The 14830-nt window shown below is 70.8% G+C and carries 13 protein-coding genes; 8 read left to right on the forward strand and 5 right to left on the reverse strand.

Annotated features, from left to right (window positions below):
- Positions 1-27: 27 nt before the first annotated feature.
- Positions 28-330 (reverse strand): hypothetical protein, encoded by a 303-nt coding sequence (locus ACWD3C_RS32250; protein ID WP_451149710.1) that lies wholly within the window; start codon positions 328-330, stop codon positions 28-30.
- 369 nt (positions 331-699) lie between these two features.
- Between ACWD3C_RS32250 and ACWD3C_RS32255 the strand changes: the two genes are divergently transcribed.
- The 4 genes from ACWD3C_RS32255 to ACWD3C_RS32270 all read left to right on the forward strand — a co-directional run bounded on the left by ACWD3C_RS32255 (position 700) and on the right by ACWD3C_RS32270 (position 5565).
- A complete protein-coding gene (locus ACWD3C_RS32255) occupies positions 700-2169 on the forward strand; it encodes a Y4yA family PLP-dependent enzyme (protein WP_451149711.1) in 1470 nt (489 codons plus the stop codon).
- Complete coding sequence (locus ACWD3C_RS32260) at positions 2166-3485, forward strand: pyridoxal-phosphate dependent enzyme (protein ID WP_451149712.1); 1320 nt, start codon at positions 2166-2168, stop codon at positions 3483-3485. Before ACWD3C_RS32255 ends, ACWD3C_RS32260 begins: the two co-directional genes overlap by 4 nt.
- Before the next feature lies 1 nt (position 3486).
- Positions 3487-4704 carry an aminotransferase class V-fold PLP-dependent enzyme gene (locus ACWD3C_RS32265; protein WP_451149713.1) on the forward strand — a complete coding sequence of 406 codons (1218 nt, stop codon included), beginning with the start codon at positions 3487-3489 and terminating at the stop codon, positions 4702-4704.
- A 90-nt stretch (positions 4705-4794) separates the two neighbouring features.
- Positions 4795-5565, forward strand: coding sequence for a class I SAM-dependent methyltransferase (locus ACWD3C_RS32270; protein ID WP_451149714.1), 771 nt, complete (start codon positions 4795-4797; stop codon positions 5563-5565).
- Here ACWD3C_RS32270 and ACWD3C_RS32275 read toward each other — a convergent pair.
- Genes ACWD3C_RS32275 through ACWD3C_RS32290 form a run of 4 tightly spaced genes read right to left on the reverse strand, consistent with a single transcriptional unit; the run spans position 5562 to position 8999 of the window.
- Positions 5562-6257, reverse strand: a complete 696-nt coding sequence (locus ACWD3C_RS32275) for a hypothetical protein (RefSeq protein WP_451149715.1) — start codon at positions 6255-6257, stop codon at positions 5562-5564. The two genes, ACWD3C_RS32270 and ACWD3C_RS32275, sit on opposite strands and share 4 nt — an antisense overlap.
- A gap of 45 nt (positions 6258-6302) precedes the next feature.
- Positions 6303-7283, reverse strand: a complete 981-nt coding sequence (locus ACWD3C_RS32280) for a formylglycine-generating enzyme family protein (protein ID WP_451149741.1) — start codon at positions 7281-7283, stop codon at positions 6303-6305.
- The gene (locus tag ACWD3C_RS32285) at positions 7256-7474 is read right to left on the reverse strand and encodes a hypothetical protein (protein ID WP_451149716.1); all 219 of its coding nucleotides are present in this window, start codon (positions 7472-7474) and stop codon (positions 7256-7258) included. Before ACWD3C_RS32285 ends, ACWD3C_RS32280 begins: the two co-directional genes overlap by 28 nt.
- A 34-nt stretch (positions 7475-7508) precedes the next feature.
- Positions 7509-8999 carry a sulfatase-like hydrolase/transferase gene (locus tag ACWD3C_RS32290; protein WP_451149717.1) on the reverse strand — a complete coding sequence of 497 codons (1491 nt, stop codon included), beginning with the start codon at positions 8997-8999 and terminating at the stop codon, positions 7509-7511.
- Between the two features lie 151 nt (positions 9000-9150).
- Between ACWD3C_RS32290 and ACWD3C_RS32295 the strand changes: the two genes are divergently transcribed.
- Genes ACWD3C_RS32295 through ACWD3C_RS32310 form a run of 4 tightly spaced genes read left to right on the forward strand, consistent with a single transcriptional unit; the run spans position 9151 to position 14830 of the window.
- Positions 9151-9756, forward strand: a complete 606-nt coding sequence (locus ACWD3C_RS32295; protein ID WP_451149718.1) for a TetR/AcrR family transcriptional regulator — start codon at positions 9151-9153, stop codon at positions 9754-9756.
- Complete coding sequence (locus ACWD3C_RS32300) at positions 9753-12275, forward strand: beta-glucosidase (protein WP_451149719.1); 2523 nt, start codon at positions 9753-9755, stop codon at positions 12273-12275. The genes ACWD3C_RS32295 and ACWD3C_RS32300 overlap by 4 nt, the downstream gene beginning before the upstream one ends.
- A gap of 19 nt (positions 12276-12294) precedes the next feature.
- Positions 12295-13875: an ABC transporter substrate-binding protein gene (locus tag ACWD3C_RS32305; protein ID WP_451149720.1), complete on the forward strand. Its 1581-nt coding sequence runs from the start codon at positions 12295-12297 to the stop codon at positions 13873-13875.
- 7 nt (positions 13876-13882) lie between these two features.
- The gene (locus tag ACWD3C_RS32310; RefSeq protein WP_451149721.1) at positions 13883-14830 is read left to right on the forward strand and encodes an ABC transporter permease; all 948 of its coding nucleotides are present in this window, start codon (positions 13883-13885) and stop codon (positions 14828-14830) included.

Genomic DNA, 14830 nt, shown 5'->3' on the forward strand with positions numbered 1-14830 from the left:
CTGCCGCAGCGCCACAGGAACGTGCCGTCAGTGGTCATCCCAGTGTCCTTCATGGGCGGCGTGGCGGTGGCCGTCATGCAGGTAGTCGGTGTGGTCCTCGTGCGGCACGGCAGCATGCCCACAACCTTCGCCGTGCTGGTGGTCGTGGCCGTCGTGGGTGGCGTGACCGACAGGGGTGCACTCGTCGACATGGTCGCCGTGAACCCGGTGGATGTGACCGTCATGCGCGTAGTCGGTGTGGTCGCCGTGCGGGAAGGCGACGTGGCCACAGCTCTCGCCGTGAGCGTGCGTGTGACCCTCGTGGGTGCGGTGATCGGTGGCGGTGGTCATAGGGGGACTCCTTGCTTGCCTCTCTGGTCGCCCATGGCTCTCGTCTCGGACGACGTATTGCGACATTAGCATATAGCGATTCCTGCATGGATCGCGGAGCCCCCTCCACCGTCCACACCAGACCACCACAACTCCACTTGAGCCCCATCCCAAGTGGGCGACGGGCGCGCATCCGCCGCTCAGCTCATCGCAGGACGCCGCCGAGAACCACAGCGCCTCGGCGTTACCCCTGCCATTGCGGTACGACACCGGCGCCTCGGGGCGTAAGAGAGCGCATGGGAGGGAAAGGTGCTATACGGCGAACCGCGGGACGAAGTGTCGGCCGCGCTCGGCATGCCGGACCTTGGCATTCTCAGGGAAGGGACACGCATGGGCAGGCCCTTGTATCTGGAACCACGACTCGGTCCCCGGTTGCAATCCCTGCTGCAGTCCCCCGACTTACTGCACATGCTCACCGACGCGCTGGGATCACCGCTCAACGTGCTCGTGCCCGACCAGATCGCGGAGAACCTCGAGCGGTTCCGGTCCGTGTACCGCAGGCACCACCTGTCCGGCCAGGTCTTCTTCGCCCACAAGGCCAACCGGTCAAGTGCCCTGGTGCGGCGGCTCGCCGCCACGGACGCGGGCGTGGACGTGGCGTCGCTGGGCGAACTGCAGCACGCTCTCGGCGCCGGTTTCGTGTCCGACCGGATTCTGGCCACCGGGCCCAAGAACCCGGAGTTCCTGTGGCTGGCCGCCCGCGCCGGGGTGACCGTCAGCGTCGACTCGGTCGGCGAGCTGGAGCAGCTCGCCGGGCTCGTCCGCAAGCACGCCCTCCCCCGGGCCCGCGTCCTGCTCCGGTTGTCGGGGTTCGAGGCATCCGGCGTGCGGGTGCTGAGCCGGCGCAGTCGCTTCGGCTCGCCCGTACCGGAAGTGGACGGCCTGTTGGAGGCGGTCGAACGGCACGGCGACACGGTCGAACTGCACGGCGTGGCCTACCACTTGGACACCACCAGTCTTACCGAGAAGGCAACCGCCCTGGAGGGCTGTCTGACTGTCCTGGAGGCGTGCCGGAGCCGTGGCCTGCGGCCGCGGGCCGTGGACGTCGGAGGCGGATTCGGCGTCAACTACCTCGGCGACAGCGAGCAGTGGGAGCGGTACACCACAGAGCTCACGGGCGCCGTTCTGGGCAGGCGACCTCCCCTGACCTGGCGGGGGCACGGCTACGGGCTGCGCAACGAGGGCGGCACGCTGCGCGGGACACTGGGGTTGTACCCGGCTCACCGGCCGGTCGCCGGGGAACGGTATCTGGACGAACTGCTGGCGCACCCCGCCGCTTCGCTGAATGGCCGGCCGCTGGCCACGCTGCTGCTGGAGCACCTGTACGACCTGTATGCGGAACCCGGGCGAGCCCTGGTGGACCAGTGCGGGATCACGCTGGCGACGGTCCTTGAGGTGCGCGACCCCGGCACGGGTGGTGCCCTGCTGGTACGGCTGGCGCTGAAGGCCGACGACGTGGCCCTCGAAGAGCACGGGGTGCTGATGGACCCCGTGGTCATCCGCGAGGACGGCGCCGGGGTCCGTGCCGACGCGGCACCCGTCGGTGTCCATCTCTTCGGCAGTCTCTGCCTGGAGACCGACATGATCACCCGGAGGACGGTCTTCCTGCCACACCGGCCCGAGCCCGGCGACCTGATGGCCTTCGTGAACACCGCCGGCTACGCCATGGACTTCCACACCGGCCACGCACAACACCAGCCCGTCGCCCGCAAGGTCGCCGCCTGGCAGGACGGCGGCTCATGGCGTTGGAGCCTCGACGAACAGTACTGGCCGACGACGCCCTCGGGGGGACACCAGTGAGGTACGACAGCATCACCGAGGTCATAGGCAACACCCCCCTGGTGCGCGTCGACCCGGCCGTCACCGGTCTGCGGAACATCGACCTGTTCGCCAAACTGGAGATGCTCAACCCCTTCGGCTCGGTCAAGGACCGGACCGCCTGGAACATGGCGCGCCCCCACCTCGCCGACGCGGCCGAACACGCAAGCCAGATCGTCGAACTCTCCAGCGGCAACACGGCCAAGGCCCTGGCCGTCATCGCCGGAATGCACGGACTGACCTTCAAGAGCGTCACCAACCGCATGCGGGTGCCGGAGATCAAGGAACTGCTCCTGCTGCTGGGCGCTCAGATCGAGGAACTGCCGGGACAGAGCGAATGCCTCGACCCGACCGCGACCGACGACCCGCTCACCCTGTTCCACCGCACCCTCGCCGAGGCCGGCAGCGCCTGTCTGCACACCGACCAGTACTTCAACCCCCGTAACACCGAAGCCCATCTGACCGGCACCGGCCCGGAGATCGTCAAGGACCTGGACGGCCGGGCCCCGGACTGGTTCATCGCCTGCGTGGGCACCGCCGGCTCCTCCACCGGCGTGGCCAGGGTGCTGCGCGAGCACGACCCGAACGTACGGGTCGTCGGGCTGGTCGGGGCCAAGTCCGACTTCATACCGGGCATCCGCACGATCGACGAGGTCCACGAGGTCGGCCTGTTCGACCCGGACACGTACGACACGATGGAAACGGTGAGCGCCGACGAGGCCATCGAGGGGATGCTCACCCTGGTCCGCCGCTGCGGAATGCTCGCCGGGCCCACCGGCGGGGCCGCCTACTACGGGGCGGTCCGTCATCTGCGCGAGGTGGACGCTCAGCTCACGGAGCGTCAGACGGCCGTCTTCATCGTCTGCGACCGCGTCGAAAGCTACCTGAGCTACGTCCGGCAGCGGCGGCCGGACCTGCTGGGCCGGCCCCGCCGGAAGAACTCCGTGGCCGACCTGTCCCCCGCCGAAGTGAGCGCCGCCCCGGCCATCGGTGTCGAGGACGCCCAGCGGTGGATCGCCACCGACGGGCCGCTCGTGGTCGACCTGCGCAGCCCGTTCGCGTACGCGGCGCTGCACATCGACGGGTCGGTCAATATCGTCGACGAGCTGTTCGACGATCTCCTGCGGGGCGGCCTTCCTTTCAGCCGGAGCCGGCCGGTGCTGCTGGCCTGTCCGGTGGGCGAGAAGTCCGCCCGGTACGCGGCCCTGCTGACCCGCATGGGGCATCCGGACGTCCGCAGTCTCGCCGGCGGCATCGTCGCCTGGCGCGACCACGGCGCGCCGCTGGTAAGGGACTGACATGACCGTCACCTCGGCCCGGGGCAACGGCATGGTACTCCCCGACGACCTGCGGGACTGGCAGGACGAACTGCGCGCCCAGTTCCCGATCATCACGGCCCATCCGGAGCTGGCCTACCTGGACAGCGCGGCCACGGCCCAGAAGCCGCAGGCCGTGCTGGACGCCGCCCAGACCTACCTCACCACCACCAACGCCAACGCGGGCCGCGGCACCTACACCTGGGCCAACCGCACCACGGAACTCGTGGAAGGAACCCGGGACCGAGTCAAGGAGTTCCTGGCCGACCCGGCTCCGGAGCGCTCCGTCGTGCACTTCACCAGCGGCACCACCGAGGGACTGCGCACCATCGCGCGCGATTGGCTGGCCTCGTACCTCACTGACGGGGACGAGATCGTCGTCCCTGTGGCCGACCACCAGGCGAACATTGCGCCCTGGCTGGAGACGCAGCAGATCTTGGCCGGTCAGGGGGTGCGCATCCACGTCCGTCCGATGCCCTACCAGCCCGGTTCCCACGACTACGACCACGTCGCGCTCGAACAACTGGCCGGACCCCGGACCCGGTTCGTCGCCGCCACCCATGTGCACCACGTCTACGGCGGGAACATGAACGTCCACCGCATCCGTCAGGCAGTCGGCCCGGAGGCGGTCATCTGCCTCGACGCCGCCCAGAGCATCGGCCATCTGCCGGTGTCGGTGGCCGACCTGGACGTGGACTTCGTCGTCTTCTCCGGGCACAAGGCACTGGCCCTGCCCGGTACGGGCGCGGTGTGGGCCCGGCAGGCGCGCGGACCGGACTTCGCACCCGGCGGATGGAACGGCACTCCGAACACCATCGGCATCGTTTCCCTGGCCGCCGCGGTCGACTGGCTGGAGGCCGCCGGCACCGACCGCATCGAGCGATGGACGGTGGCCCTGGCGGCTCGGCTCACGGAAGGGCTGCGCCACCTGGACGCCTACGAGATCCTCGGCTGCCACCTCAGCCTGGCCGCCGACTCACCCGTACAGCAGCGCCAGGGCATCGTCACCTTCCGGCACCGCGACATCGATTCCGGAGACCTCGGCTTCATCCTTTTCAGCCACGGCTTCATGGTGCGCTCCGACAACCACTGCCAGGGCAGGGCGGGCGAGAAGACCGGCTCGGTGCGCGTCAGCCCGCACGTGTACAACACTCCAGAGGAAATCGATCGGTTGCTGTCCGTACTCGCCACGCTGCAGTAACACGCAAGTAGATGTGAATGGGAACCGTTTTCACCTGTAGGGTGCCGTGTTCAGGAAGACAGGTGCGAACGACGAGGGCGGCGCGACCGGATGGGACTGAGCATGGCGACGGCCGAGCTGTGGGTGGAACGCTGGGAACGCCAGCAGCAGCGGTACGCCGTCGGCCGGGAAGAGCGGTTCGCTGTGATCGCCGACGTTGTCGACCTCGTCACGGCCGGCAGCGCGGCCAGGCCCCTCGTCCTCGACCTGGGCTGCGGGCCCGGCTCGCTGGCAGCGCGCCTGGCGCGGCAGTTGCCGGACGCGGACATCGTCGCAGTGGACATGGACCCGTTGCTGCTGGAACTGGCCCGCACCCACCACGGGACCGCCGCCCGCTACGTCGAGGCGGTCATCGGCGAGCCCGGCTGGATCCAGGCGCTGGACCTGGACCGCCCGCTGGACGCGGCCGTCTCCACGACGGCCCTGCACTACCTCGCTCCGGACGCCCTGAGCCGCACGTACGAACAACTCGCCGCGCTCCTGCGCCCCGGCGGCGTCCTCGTCAACGGCGACCACCTCGCGCCCGAGAACGACTCAAGGACCGCGGAGATCGCCGACCACATCGGACTGCGCTGGGCGCAGCGGCAGAGGGTCTTCGCCCACGAGGACTGGCACGCCTGGTGGGCAGCCGTGGCCGACGACGCGGAGCTGGCCGACCTCCTCGCCGCACGCCACCACCGGCCACGCAATGGCACGGGCGGTGGAAACGGCCCCGGCCTGCCCCTGTCCGCGCACGTACGGCTGCTGCGGCAGGCAGGGTTCACGGACGCCGGTCCGGTCTGGCAGTACGGCAACAGTTACGTGGTGGTGGCCACCCGTTAGGCAACGTGACCCGCCGGGTCGGCCCCATCCGGGCGTTGGACCAGCTTCGTGAGGAGCCCGTGACGGGGAGCCAGGCGCCAGGTGACGGCGAACAGACCGGTGCGGACCACGACCACCGAGCCTCCCGCGGCGAGGTCGCAGGCGTACGAGACGTACAGGCCGGCGGGGGTGATGAGCAGGGCGAGGACGAGGATGTTGCCGACCGCCTCCGGGGACATCACGATCGTCGTGGTCACGACGACATACAGGGTCAGCGACTTACCGACATCACCAGCAGAGTCGTGGCGATGTCGGGCAGCGGGTCGGCGGGCAGCATGATGCGGATCGTCGCCTCGTCCGGGCCGTAGTGCAGCCGGATGGTGCTGCGCGATGTCTTCGGCGGAGAAGCCCAGGCGCAGGACATTGTCGGCGTAGGGCGGCAGGTCGAGGTAGCCGCGCAGCCAGTCGGTTCCGACGGCCCGCGCCTCCTCCGCGTCCGCGCAGAGGATCACCGTCTGTTCCACGAGTACGCGCGCGCCGTCGCCGACCTCTTCGCGGGTACGCCGGGTGTGCTCCGGGGTGATGAGGTACGGATGGACTCCCAGGGCCCGCTTGGCCGGCACCGGTGGCCGCGCGGTGTCGACGCCGTCGAGGAAGGTTTCCATCGCCGCCGGCGGCCGGCGGTAGCGACCGGGCTCGGACGCGTCGACCACGGAGGCGTTGCGTGGACCACGGCACCCGTACTGTCCACGCTGAGCTCAGGCGTCGCGAGCGACGCGGAAGCCGGTGTTGCCGCTGGTGCTGTCCGGGGTGTTACTGGTCCGTGCGGCCACCCGGTACCGGTTGCAGTAGCTGTGGTGGCACAGGTAGGAGCCGCCGCGCACGACGCGGGAGCCGCCCCGTTCGGTGTCCCGCTCCGGGCCCCGCGGATTCACGGCGCATCCGGCGCCGGGGTACTCGATGCTCCACCAGTCGGCGCACCACTCCCAGACGTTTCCGACCACGTTGTACAGGCCGAAGTCGTTGGGCCGGTAGGCGTCCACCGGTGCCGTCCCGCGGTGGCCGTCCTCGGCGGTGTTCTTCACCGGGAACCGGCCCTGCCAGATGTTGCAGCGGTGCTCGCCGCCCGGGGTGAGCTCGTCACCCCACGGGTAGACCCGCTGTTCCAGGCCGCCGCGCGCGGCGAATTCCCACTCGGCCTCCGTGGGGAGCCGGGTGCCCGCCCACTGGCAGTAGGCATGTGCGTCGTGCCAGGACACGTGGACCACCGGGTGGTTCTCGCGGCCTTCGACGGAACTGCCCGGCCCTTCTGGTGCCGCCCACAACGCGCCTTGGACGCCGCACCACCAGGGCGTGACCTCCGGTCGTGGGGAAACGCGGCGCAGTTCGGCAGGCAGGAAGCCTGCGAACACGTACGACCACCCGAACCGCTCGGCGTCGGTACGGTAGCCGGTCTCGGTGACAAAGGCGGCGAACTCGGCGTTGGTGACCGCGTGGGCCGACAACTGGAACGCATCCACCCGCACCGGGCGGACCGGACCCTCACCGTCGGTGGGAAACGCGTCGGAGCTGTCGGTTCCCATGAGGAACTCCCCGCCGGGAATCGGCACCAACACCGAGCACGGTCGATCCCGCACGGCCGGAGCGAGTGTCGGTCGTGGCTGGTCCGTCGTGACCTGGCCGCGGGGAGGGGCGCAGCATCGAGCTCTCTTCACCGCACGCCTCCTTCCACCAGTGATCGCTTGTCCGGGACCGCGTCGAGGCGCTCCCGCACGTACGACCCCCGGTGAGTATCGCCCGGCTGCGTGCCGCGTTCCCGGAGCCAAGTGGTGCCGGCGAGCGGCTCGCGCAGGAACACGGTCACGGGTTCGGGGGCGAACAACTCGGGCTCGATCTGGTCGCGTTCGGCGAAGACGGTCCGCTGTGCCATCTGCGCTTCCCTTCGGTTGCCGGACAACGGCCGATCAGCCGACCCGCTCGGACCGCACGGGCTCGCCCGGCGCGGGCAGGTCGACTCCGGGGATCCGGGGGTCATCGCGTTCCGGCAGGGTATCCGCCGTTTCGACGAGCCACCGCAGCAGGGCTTCCGACAGCCCGGTCTCGACCTCGGCCGACTCCGGACGGCCGGCGAGGTTGTGCGCCTCGTCCGGGTCGGCCGCCCGGTCGTAGAGTTCGGCCGGCTCGTACAGCCGCCAGACGTAGGTCCAGCGCTGGTCGCGGACCGCGACGGCCTTGCCGACGGCACGGGGCCGGTCGTGCTGCAGGGCGCACTTGCGGTCGTAGGGGAACGGCGAGTGCTCGAACTTCGGCTCCTCCTCCGCGAGGAAACCGCCCTCGGTGAACGCGTACTCGCGGTGGCCCGCGGCCGGGTCGTGCAGCACGGGCAGCAGGCTCCGGCCGAAGTGCCCGTAGCCGGGGTCGATCCCGGCGATGTCGAGCAGGGTGGGGAAGACGTCGATCAGCTCGGTCATCGCGTCGACCGTTCCGGCCGCGGGCAGGCCGCCGCCACTGATGATCAGCGGGTCGCGCGTGATGCAGCTCTCCAGCCCGGACGGCCACTTCTCGATCACGCCGAAGTCGCCGAGGTACTCGCCGTGGTCGGAGAAGAACACCGTCACGGTGTCGTCGGCGGCGCCCGCCCGGCGCACCGCGTCGAGCAGCCGCCCGACGTGGTGGTCCAGCCGCGAGACCATGCCGTGGTAGGTGGCGGCGACCTCGCGCCACATGTCCGGGGTCACGCGGTCGGTGCCGTAGTAGTCGCGGATCCCCTGCAGATAGGCGGGTTCGGGACCGGTGCCGGACACCGGCTCGGGCATCGCGTCCCGGTCGTGCAGGGAGAACCACGGCTCGGGTGCCTGGAATGGACAGTGTGGCGCGACCAGCGGGGCGAACAGCACCCACGGCTGCCCGGGTGGCTCGGCGAGCCAGTGCTCGGCGGTGCGCACGGCCGCCTCGTCGAAGTCGATGTCGTCGGGGTCGAGGATCTGTCCCCGGTAGAACAGCCGGCTCCACACCTCGTCGTCGGCGCCGGGCAGCTCAGGCCGCCGGGCCGCCGCCGGGGCCGCCGCCCAGCGCCCGCTGGTGGGCTTCGTCGTGAACCCGTGCTCGTGCACGGCCAGTTCGGTGGCGCCGGGGCCGAAGGTGTCCCCGCGGTCGCCTGCCCACGTCACGTGGTAGCCGTTCTCGCGGAACGCGCGCAGGAAGTTCGGCTCGTCGGCCCGCAGGGGTGTGCCGAACGAGCGGTGGCCCGCCGTGTGCGGGTACCAGCCGGAGAGGAACGACGCACGGCTGGGCGCACACACCGGGTGCTGCGCGAACGCGTTGGTGAACACCGTGCCCTGCTCGGCGAGCCGGTCGAGGTGCGGCGTGCGGGCCAGGGTGTTGCCGAACGCGCCGAGCGCGTCGGCCCGCAGCTGGTCGGCCACGACGACCAGGAAGTTCGGCCGGTCCCTCATCGTTGTCTCCTCGTCTTCCTGCCATCTGAGTCTTCCTGCCACCTGACCAGGTGATTCGCCACTCGGCCCGATCGACTGCGTCCAACCCCTTGCACCTTACTGAGTACTCGGTAAGGTAACCGCCATCACATGGAGTGGCAAGGAGGAGCTCGTGTCAGAAGCGCCGTCGGTGCGTAACCGCCGACCCCCCGGAGTGCGGCGAGAGCAGATCCTCGCCGTCGCCACCGAGATGTTCGGCGACAGCGGCTTCCGGGGCGTGGCTCTCGCCGACATCGCCGCGCGCGTGGGCATCTCGCAGCCTGGCCTGCTTCACCACTTCAAGAGCAAGGAGGAGCTGCTGATCGCCGCGCTGGAGCGGCGTGACGCCGACAGCAGCCAGTACGTCGCGGAGATGTTCCGCACCTCCTCGGTGGTGGACGCGTGGCTGTCGCTGTGCCGCCACAACATGGAGAACCCTCAGTCCATGCGACTGTTCGCGGTGGAGTCCGCCGAGAGCATCGAGCCCGGCCACCCGGCCCACGAGTTCTTCCGGCGCCGGTACGACCGGCTCCGTGAGGCCACGGCCGGCCGCGTCCGCCGCGACCAGGCCCTGGGCCGGCTGCCGGCGGAGCTCGATCCGGCGGCGTTCGCGGCCGAGCTGCACGCGGTCATGGACGGGTTGCAGGTCCAGTGGCTGCTGGACCCCTCCTTCGACATGGCCGGGGTCCTGGCCGCCTACCTCGAGCGGTTCCGACGTCCGGAGGGCGAGTCGCGTTGAGCCGTCATCTCGAAGAGCACCTCGACGCGCTGGTCGGCAAGCTCGACCTGTCGCGGAAGGTCCGGCTACTGACCGGTGCCACGCACTCGCACACCTGCGCGGAGCCGGCGGTGGGACTGCGGGCGATGACGTTCTCGGACGGCCCGGCAGGGGTCCGCGGACCCTCGTGGGACGACGAGGAACCGTCGGCCTGCCTGCCCTGCCCGACAGCCATCGCGGCGAGCTGGGACACCGGCCGCGCCGCGGACGCGGGACGGCTGCTCGCGGCCGAGGCCGTGCGGAAGGAGGTCGACGTGGTCCTCGCGCCCACGGTCAACCTGCACCGCAGCCCGGTAGGGGGCAGGCACTTCGAATGCCTTTCCGAGGATCCACTGCTGACCGGCCGGATAGGCGCCGCGCTCGTCGGCGCCCTGCAGGAACACGGCGTGGCGGCGACGGTCAAGCACTACGTCGCCAACGACTCGGAGACCGACCGGTTCTCCGTCGACGTGCGGCTCGGCGAGCGTGCGCTGCGGGAGCTGTACCTCGCGCCGTTCGAGGACATCGTCCTGACCGCGCGGCCGTGGCTGCTGATGGCGGCGTACAACGGTGTCAACGGCATCACGATGACCGAGCACGAGCTGCTCGGCGACCCGCTGCGCACCAAGTGGGGCTTCGACGGTGCGGTCGTCTCGGACTGGCGCGCCACGCGCTCCCTCGCCGCCGCCTCGGCCGGGCTCGACCTGGCCATGCCAGGGCCGGAGGGACCGTGGGGCGACGCGCTGCGAAAGGCCGTCGAGGACGGCGCGATCCCCGAGTCCACCCTGGACGTCAAGGTCAAGAACCTGCTGCGGCTGGCGGCGCGCGTGGGCGCCCTGGAGTCCGTGCCCGCCGAGCGCCCGGCCCCTGTGCACACAGGGGGCGACGTGCGCGCACAGCTGCGCGCCGCCGCGGCCGACGGGACCGTACTCCTGCACAACGCGCGCGCCGCCCTGCCCCTGCCGCTGGACCGCATCCGGCGCGTCGCGGTGATCGGCGAGCCGGCCGAGCACCCCCGTATCCAGGGCGGCGGCAGCGCCGAGGTGTGCCCCGCCCAGGTGGTGTCCCCGCTCCAGGGGCTGAGGTCCGCGCTGCCCCCGGAGGTCGAGGTCACCTACACCGCGGGCAGCTACCTCGACGGCGACCCCGGTCCGCTGCCCGCGGCATCCCTGCGCGGGGAGAACGGTGACCGGACCGTGCGGGTCCGGTGGCTCACCGACGCCGGTGAGGAGTTGCGGACCGAGAGCCGGGACACCGGCGAGCTGGTCCGGTTCGGCAGCGACGTGCCGCAGGGCGCGGCCGCCGTCGAGCTGACCGCCACGATGTGTCCGGACCTGACCGGTTCCTGGCAACTCGGCTTCCGCGGCGCGGGCCGGGTCACGTTCGAGGCCGACGGGCGGACTCTCCACGACGGGGACGTCCCGTCCGAGCACGACGGGCCGGGCGCGGACCTCCTCACCCCGCCCGTGCGGACGTTCGAGGTCGAACTCACCGCAGGCCGTCCCGTGGAGCTGCGCGTGCGGCAACGCATCCCGGCCGGCGGCTTCGCCCTCTCCTTCCGGGCCAGGCGTCCTCGCCGGTCACCCGCCGACGAGCTCGCCCGCGCGCGGCAGGACGCCCGGGCCGCCGACGTCGCGATCGTGGTGGTGGGTACGAGCTCGCAGATCGAGAGCGAGGGCTTCGACCGCGCGCACCTCTCCCTGCCCGCGGGCCAGGACGACCTGGTGCGGGCCGTGGCCGAGGAGAACCCGAACACCGTGGCCGTGGTCAACGCCGGGGCACCCGTGCTGCTGCCGTGGCGCGGCGACGTCGCCGCCGTGCTCGTCACGTGGTTCGCCGGCCAGGAGGCCGGTGCCGCGCTCGCCGACATCCTCACCGGCACGGCCGAGCCGGGTGGGCGGCTGCCGATGACGTGGCCCGCGCGCACCGAGGACGTGCCCGTGCTCGACACCCGGCCCGTCGACGGCCGCCTGCCGTACCGTGAGGGCATCCACGTCGGCTACCGCGCATGGCTTCGCGAGAGCGTCGAGCCCGCGTACCCGTTCGGGCACGGCCTCGGCTACACGACCTGGGAGCTGGTGGACCTGCACCCGCCCGCGGCCGTCCGGCACACGGACGACCCGGGCAGGCCCGCGACGGTGATCACCGCAAGGGTGCGCAACAGCGGCGGCCGACCGGGAAAGCAGGTCATCCAGGTCTACCTGGCACGCCCCGGATCGGGCGTCGAACGGCCCGTCCGCTGGCTCGCAGGGTTCGCGACCGCCCACGCCGGTCCCGGCGAGACGGTCGAGCTGGACATTCCGGTGCCGTGGCGCGCGCTGTGGCACTGGGACTCGCAGGCGGGCGAGTGGGCCGTCGAGACGGGGACCTTCGACGCCCTCGTCGGCTTCTCCTCGGCCGACCTCCACAAGACGACCACGGTCGACGTGCCCGCCGGCACGGAGGCCAACCCTGGGGGAACAACCAAATCCCAGCACGCGGGGTCAACCCGCGACCAGTAAGTAACGAGGTGGTCCAAAGATGTACCCCACAAGACGATCCTCCTTCGACTCGGCAGTGTCGCGTCGGGCACTCCTCGGCGGGCTCTCGGCCCTCGGGCTGGCGACCGTGGTCGGCTGCCGCTCGGCGGCCGAGGAGGCCGAGGAGGGTGGCGCGGGCAGCGGAGCGGCGACGCCGGTCCGCGGCGGCACTCTCGTGACGACGGTGAACGCGGCGCCGGTACCCGGGGCCTACTTCACCGGCCGGCCAGGCAACATCTTCTGGTGCCGCAACGTCCTCGAAACCCTTCTGCTGATCGACACCGACGGCAAGAGCCGGCCGCTGCTGGCCACCGACTGGTCGCTGTCCAACGGCAACAAGACGTTCACCGCCCAGCTGCGCGAGGGCGTGACGTTCCACTCCGGACGGCCGTTCACGGCCGACGACGTCGTGTTCTCCCTCGAACGCAACATCGCGGGTGACGGCCTCGCCTCCCTGAACGGCGCGATGAAGGACTGGCAGATCAAGGCGACGGGCGAGCACGAGGTGACGATCGCCTCGCCACGGCCCCTGCAGGAAACAGTGCACAGCATCCTCGACGCCACACCGATCATCGACCGGGAGAGCCAGAAGGGGCTCGAGGACGGGTCGAAGGTCGTCGGCACGGGCCCGTTCGTGTGGTCCGGCTACCAGGCCGGCACCAAGATCGAGATGAAGCGCAACGACTCCTACTGGGCGGACGGCCTGCCCTACCTGGACGGCATCGAGATCACGGTGATCGCCGACTCGACCGCCCAGCTGGCGGCGCTGCGCTCGGACCGGGTCCAGATAGCGAACGGTCTCAGTACCCAGGACGCGAACACCGTCGTCGACGACAAGAAGTTCCACCTCGACCTCAACCAGGGGCTGGTCTACGGGCTGGGCCTCACCGTCGACGAGGCACCGTTCGACCAGGTCGAGGTGCGCCAGGCAGTGGCCTACGCGATCGACCGCGAGCGGATCAACAACCAGGTCATGGGTGGCCTGGCGACGACGGCGAGCCTGCCGTGGGGCGAGGGGGCGACCGGCTACCCGGCGGACCTGGCCAAGACGTACACCTACGATCCCGACCGGGCCCGGCAGCTCATCAGGTCCGCCGGGGCCACGGGCGCGCAGTTCCGGATGGCGATCCACAACCTGCCGATTCCGCGCAGGGTCTACGAGATCATCGCGCGCGACCTGTCCGATGTGGGCCTGAAGCCGTCGCCGCTGGAGCTGTCGATCGCGGACTACGGGCCGCGCCGGGCCGCGGGCCAGCTCGGTCCCGCGTTCCTCAGCTGGACCGCGGTGGGCGACATGCCTCCCGCGCTCATGCTCGACGCCCACCACGAACTGCGCCCGGCCAACAACGCGGAGCACTACACGGACAAGGAGTACCAGCGCCTCGCGCAGGCGCTGATCGAGAGCCCGGACAAGAGCACCACCGCAGCGCGGTTGCGATCCCTGTCGCAGAAGCTGATCGACGACGCGTTCTTCCTCCCCTTCGCCATCTCGCCCTCGACCTCGGTCCGCGCCGACTCCCTGCGGGGCGTCGTCACGGGCCGCTACGGCCGCACCATGCGTGCCGCCTACATCGCAGAGTGAGCCTTCGATGACCCGCTTCCTCCTACGACGCCTGCCGTCCGTCGCGCTCGTGCTGCTGGCGACCACGGCCATCGCGTTCCTGCTGCCGCGGCTCGCGCCCGGCGACCCCGCGGCTGTCGTCGCGGGGCCCGAGGCCACGGCTCAGCAGATCGCCGCGATCCGGGTCGAGATGGGGCTGGACCGGCCAGTGGTCGAGCAGTACCTCCACTGGCTGGCCGGCCTCGTCACCGGAGATCTCGGCGAGTCGTACCAGTTCCACCGCCCGGTCTCCGAGCTGATCGGAGACCGGCTGGAGAGCACCGTCGAGCTGACGATCGCGGGCGCGCTCATCATGATCGTCGTCGGGATCGGTCTCGGCGTCTTCGCCGGCTCGGCGCGCTCGCGGCTGTCGCGGTTCACCGCGGACGCGACGAACACGATGCTGCTGGCGATGCCGCCGTTCCTGGCCGGGCTGCTGCTGGTGATCCTCCTGGGCGTCACCTTCCGGGTGCTGCCGATCAGCGGCGAGACGGCGGTGCTGGACGACCCCGTGATCGGGCTGCAGTACCTGATCCTGCCCGCTGTGGCGCTCGCGGTGCCGATGTCCGGCAGCATCGCCATGCTGGTGCAGTCCTCGATGGACAACGCCTGGCGACAGGACTACGTGGACCTCGCGGTCGCCAAGGGCGTGGGAAGGCAGCGCATCGCCCTGCGGCACGTGGTCCGCAACAGCCTCGGCCCCGCGGTCGTGGCGATCGGCATCCGCTTCGGCGACATGCTGGCCGGCGCCGTCGTCATCGAGATGATCTTCGCGAGGAACGGGCTCGGGCAGCTGGCCGTGTCCGGCGTGCAGAACGCCGACTACAACGTCGTGCAGGTGCTCATCGTCGGCGCGGTGGTGATCGCGGTGGTCGTGCAGTTGCTCACCGAGATCGCGATGGCAACCCTGGACCCGCGCGTCCGGTTGGGAGTGTGA

The sequence above is a fragment of the Streptomyces sp. NPDC002845 genome (genome assembly GCF_053591955.1).

What these genes read in the sequence shown, in the direction of transcription:
- ACWD3C_RS32310 (WP_451149721.1), top strand. Translation starts at nt 13,883, where the DNA reads ATGACCCGCTTCCTCCTACGACGCCTGCCGTCCGTCGCGCTCGTGCTG.
- ACWD3C_RS32250 (WP_451149710.1), bottom strand. Translation starts at nt 330, where the DNA reads ATGACCACCGCCACCGATCACCGCACCCACGAGGGTCACACGCACGCT.
- ACWD3C_RS32305 (WP_451149720.1), top strand. Translation starts at nt 12,295, where the DNA reads ATGTACCCCACAAGACGATCCTCCTTCGACTCGGCAGTGTCGCGTCGG.
- ACWD3C_RS32290 (WP_451149717.1), bottom strand. Translation starts at nt 8,999, where the DNA reads ATGAGGGACCGGCCGAACTTCCTGGTCGTCGTGGCCGACCAGCTGCGG.
- ACWD3C_RS32285 (WP_451149716.1), bottom strand. Translation starts at nt 7,474, where the DNA reads ATGGCACAGCGGACCGTCTTCGCCGAACGCGACCAGATCGAGCCCGAG.
- ACWD3C_RS32255 (WP_451149711.1), top strand. Translation starts at nt 700, where the DNA reads ATGGGCAGGCCCTTGTATCTGGAACCACGACTCGGTCCCCGGTTGCAA.
- ACWD3C_RS32270 (WP_451149714.1), top strand. Translation starts at nt 4,795, where the DNA reads ATGGGACTGAGCATGGCGACGGCCGAGCTGTGGGTGGAACGCTGGGAA.
- ACWD3C_RS32265 (WP_451149713.1), top strand. Translation starts at nt 3,487, where the DNA reads ATGACCGTCACCTCGGCCCGGGGCAACGGCATGGTACTCCCCGACGAC.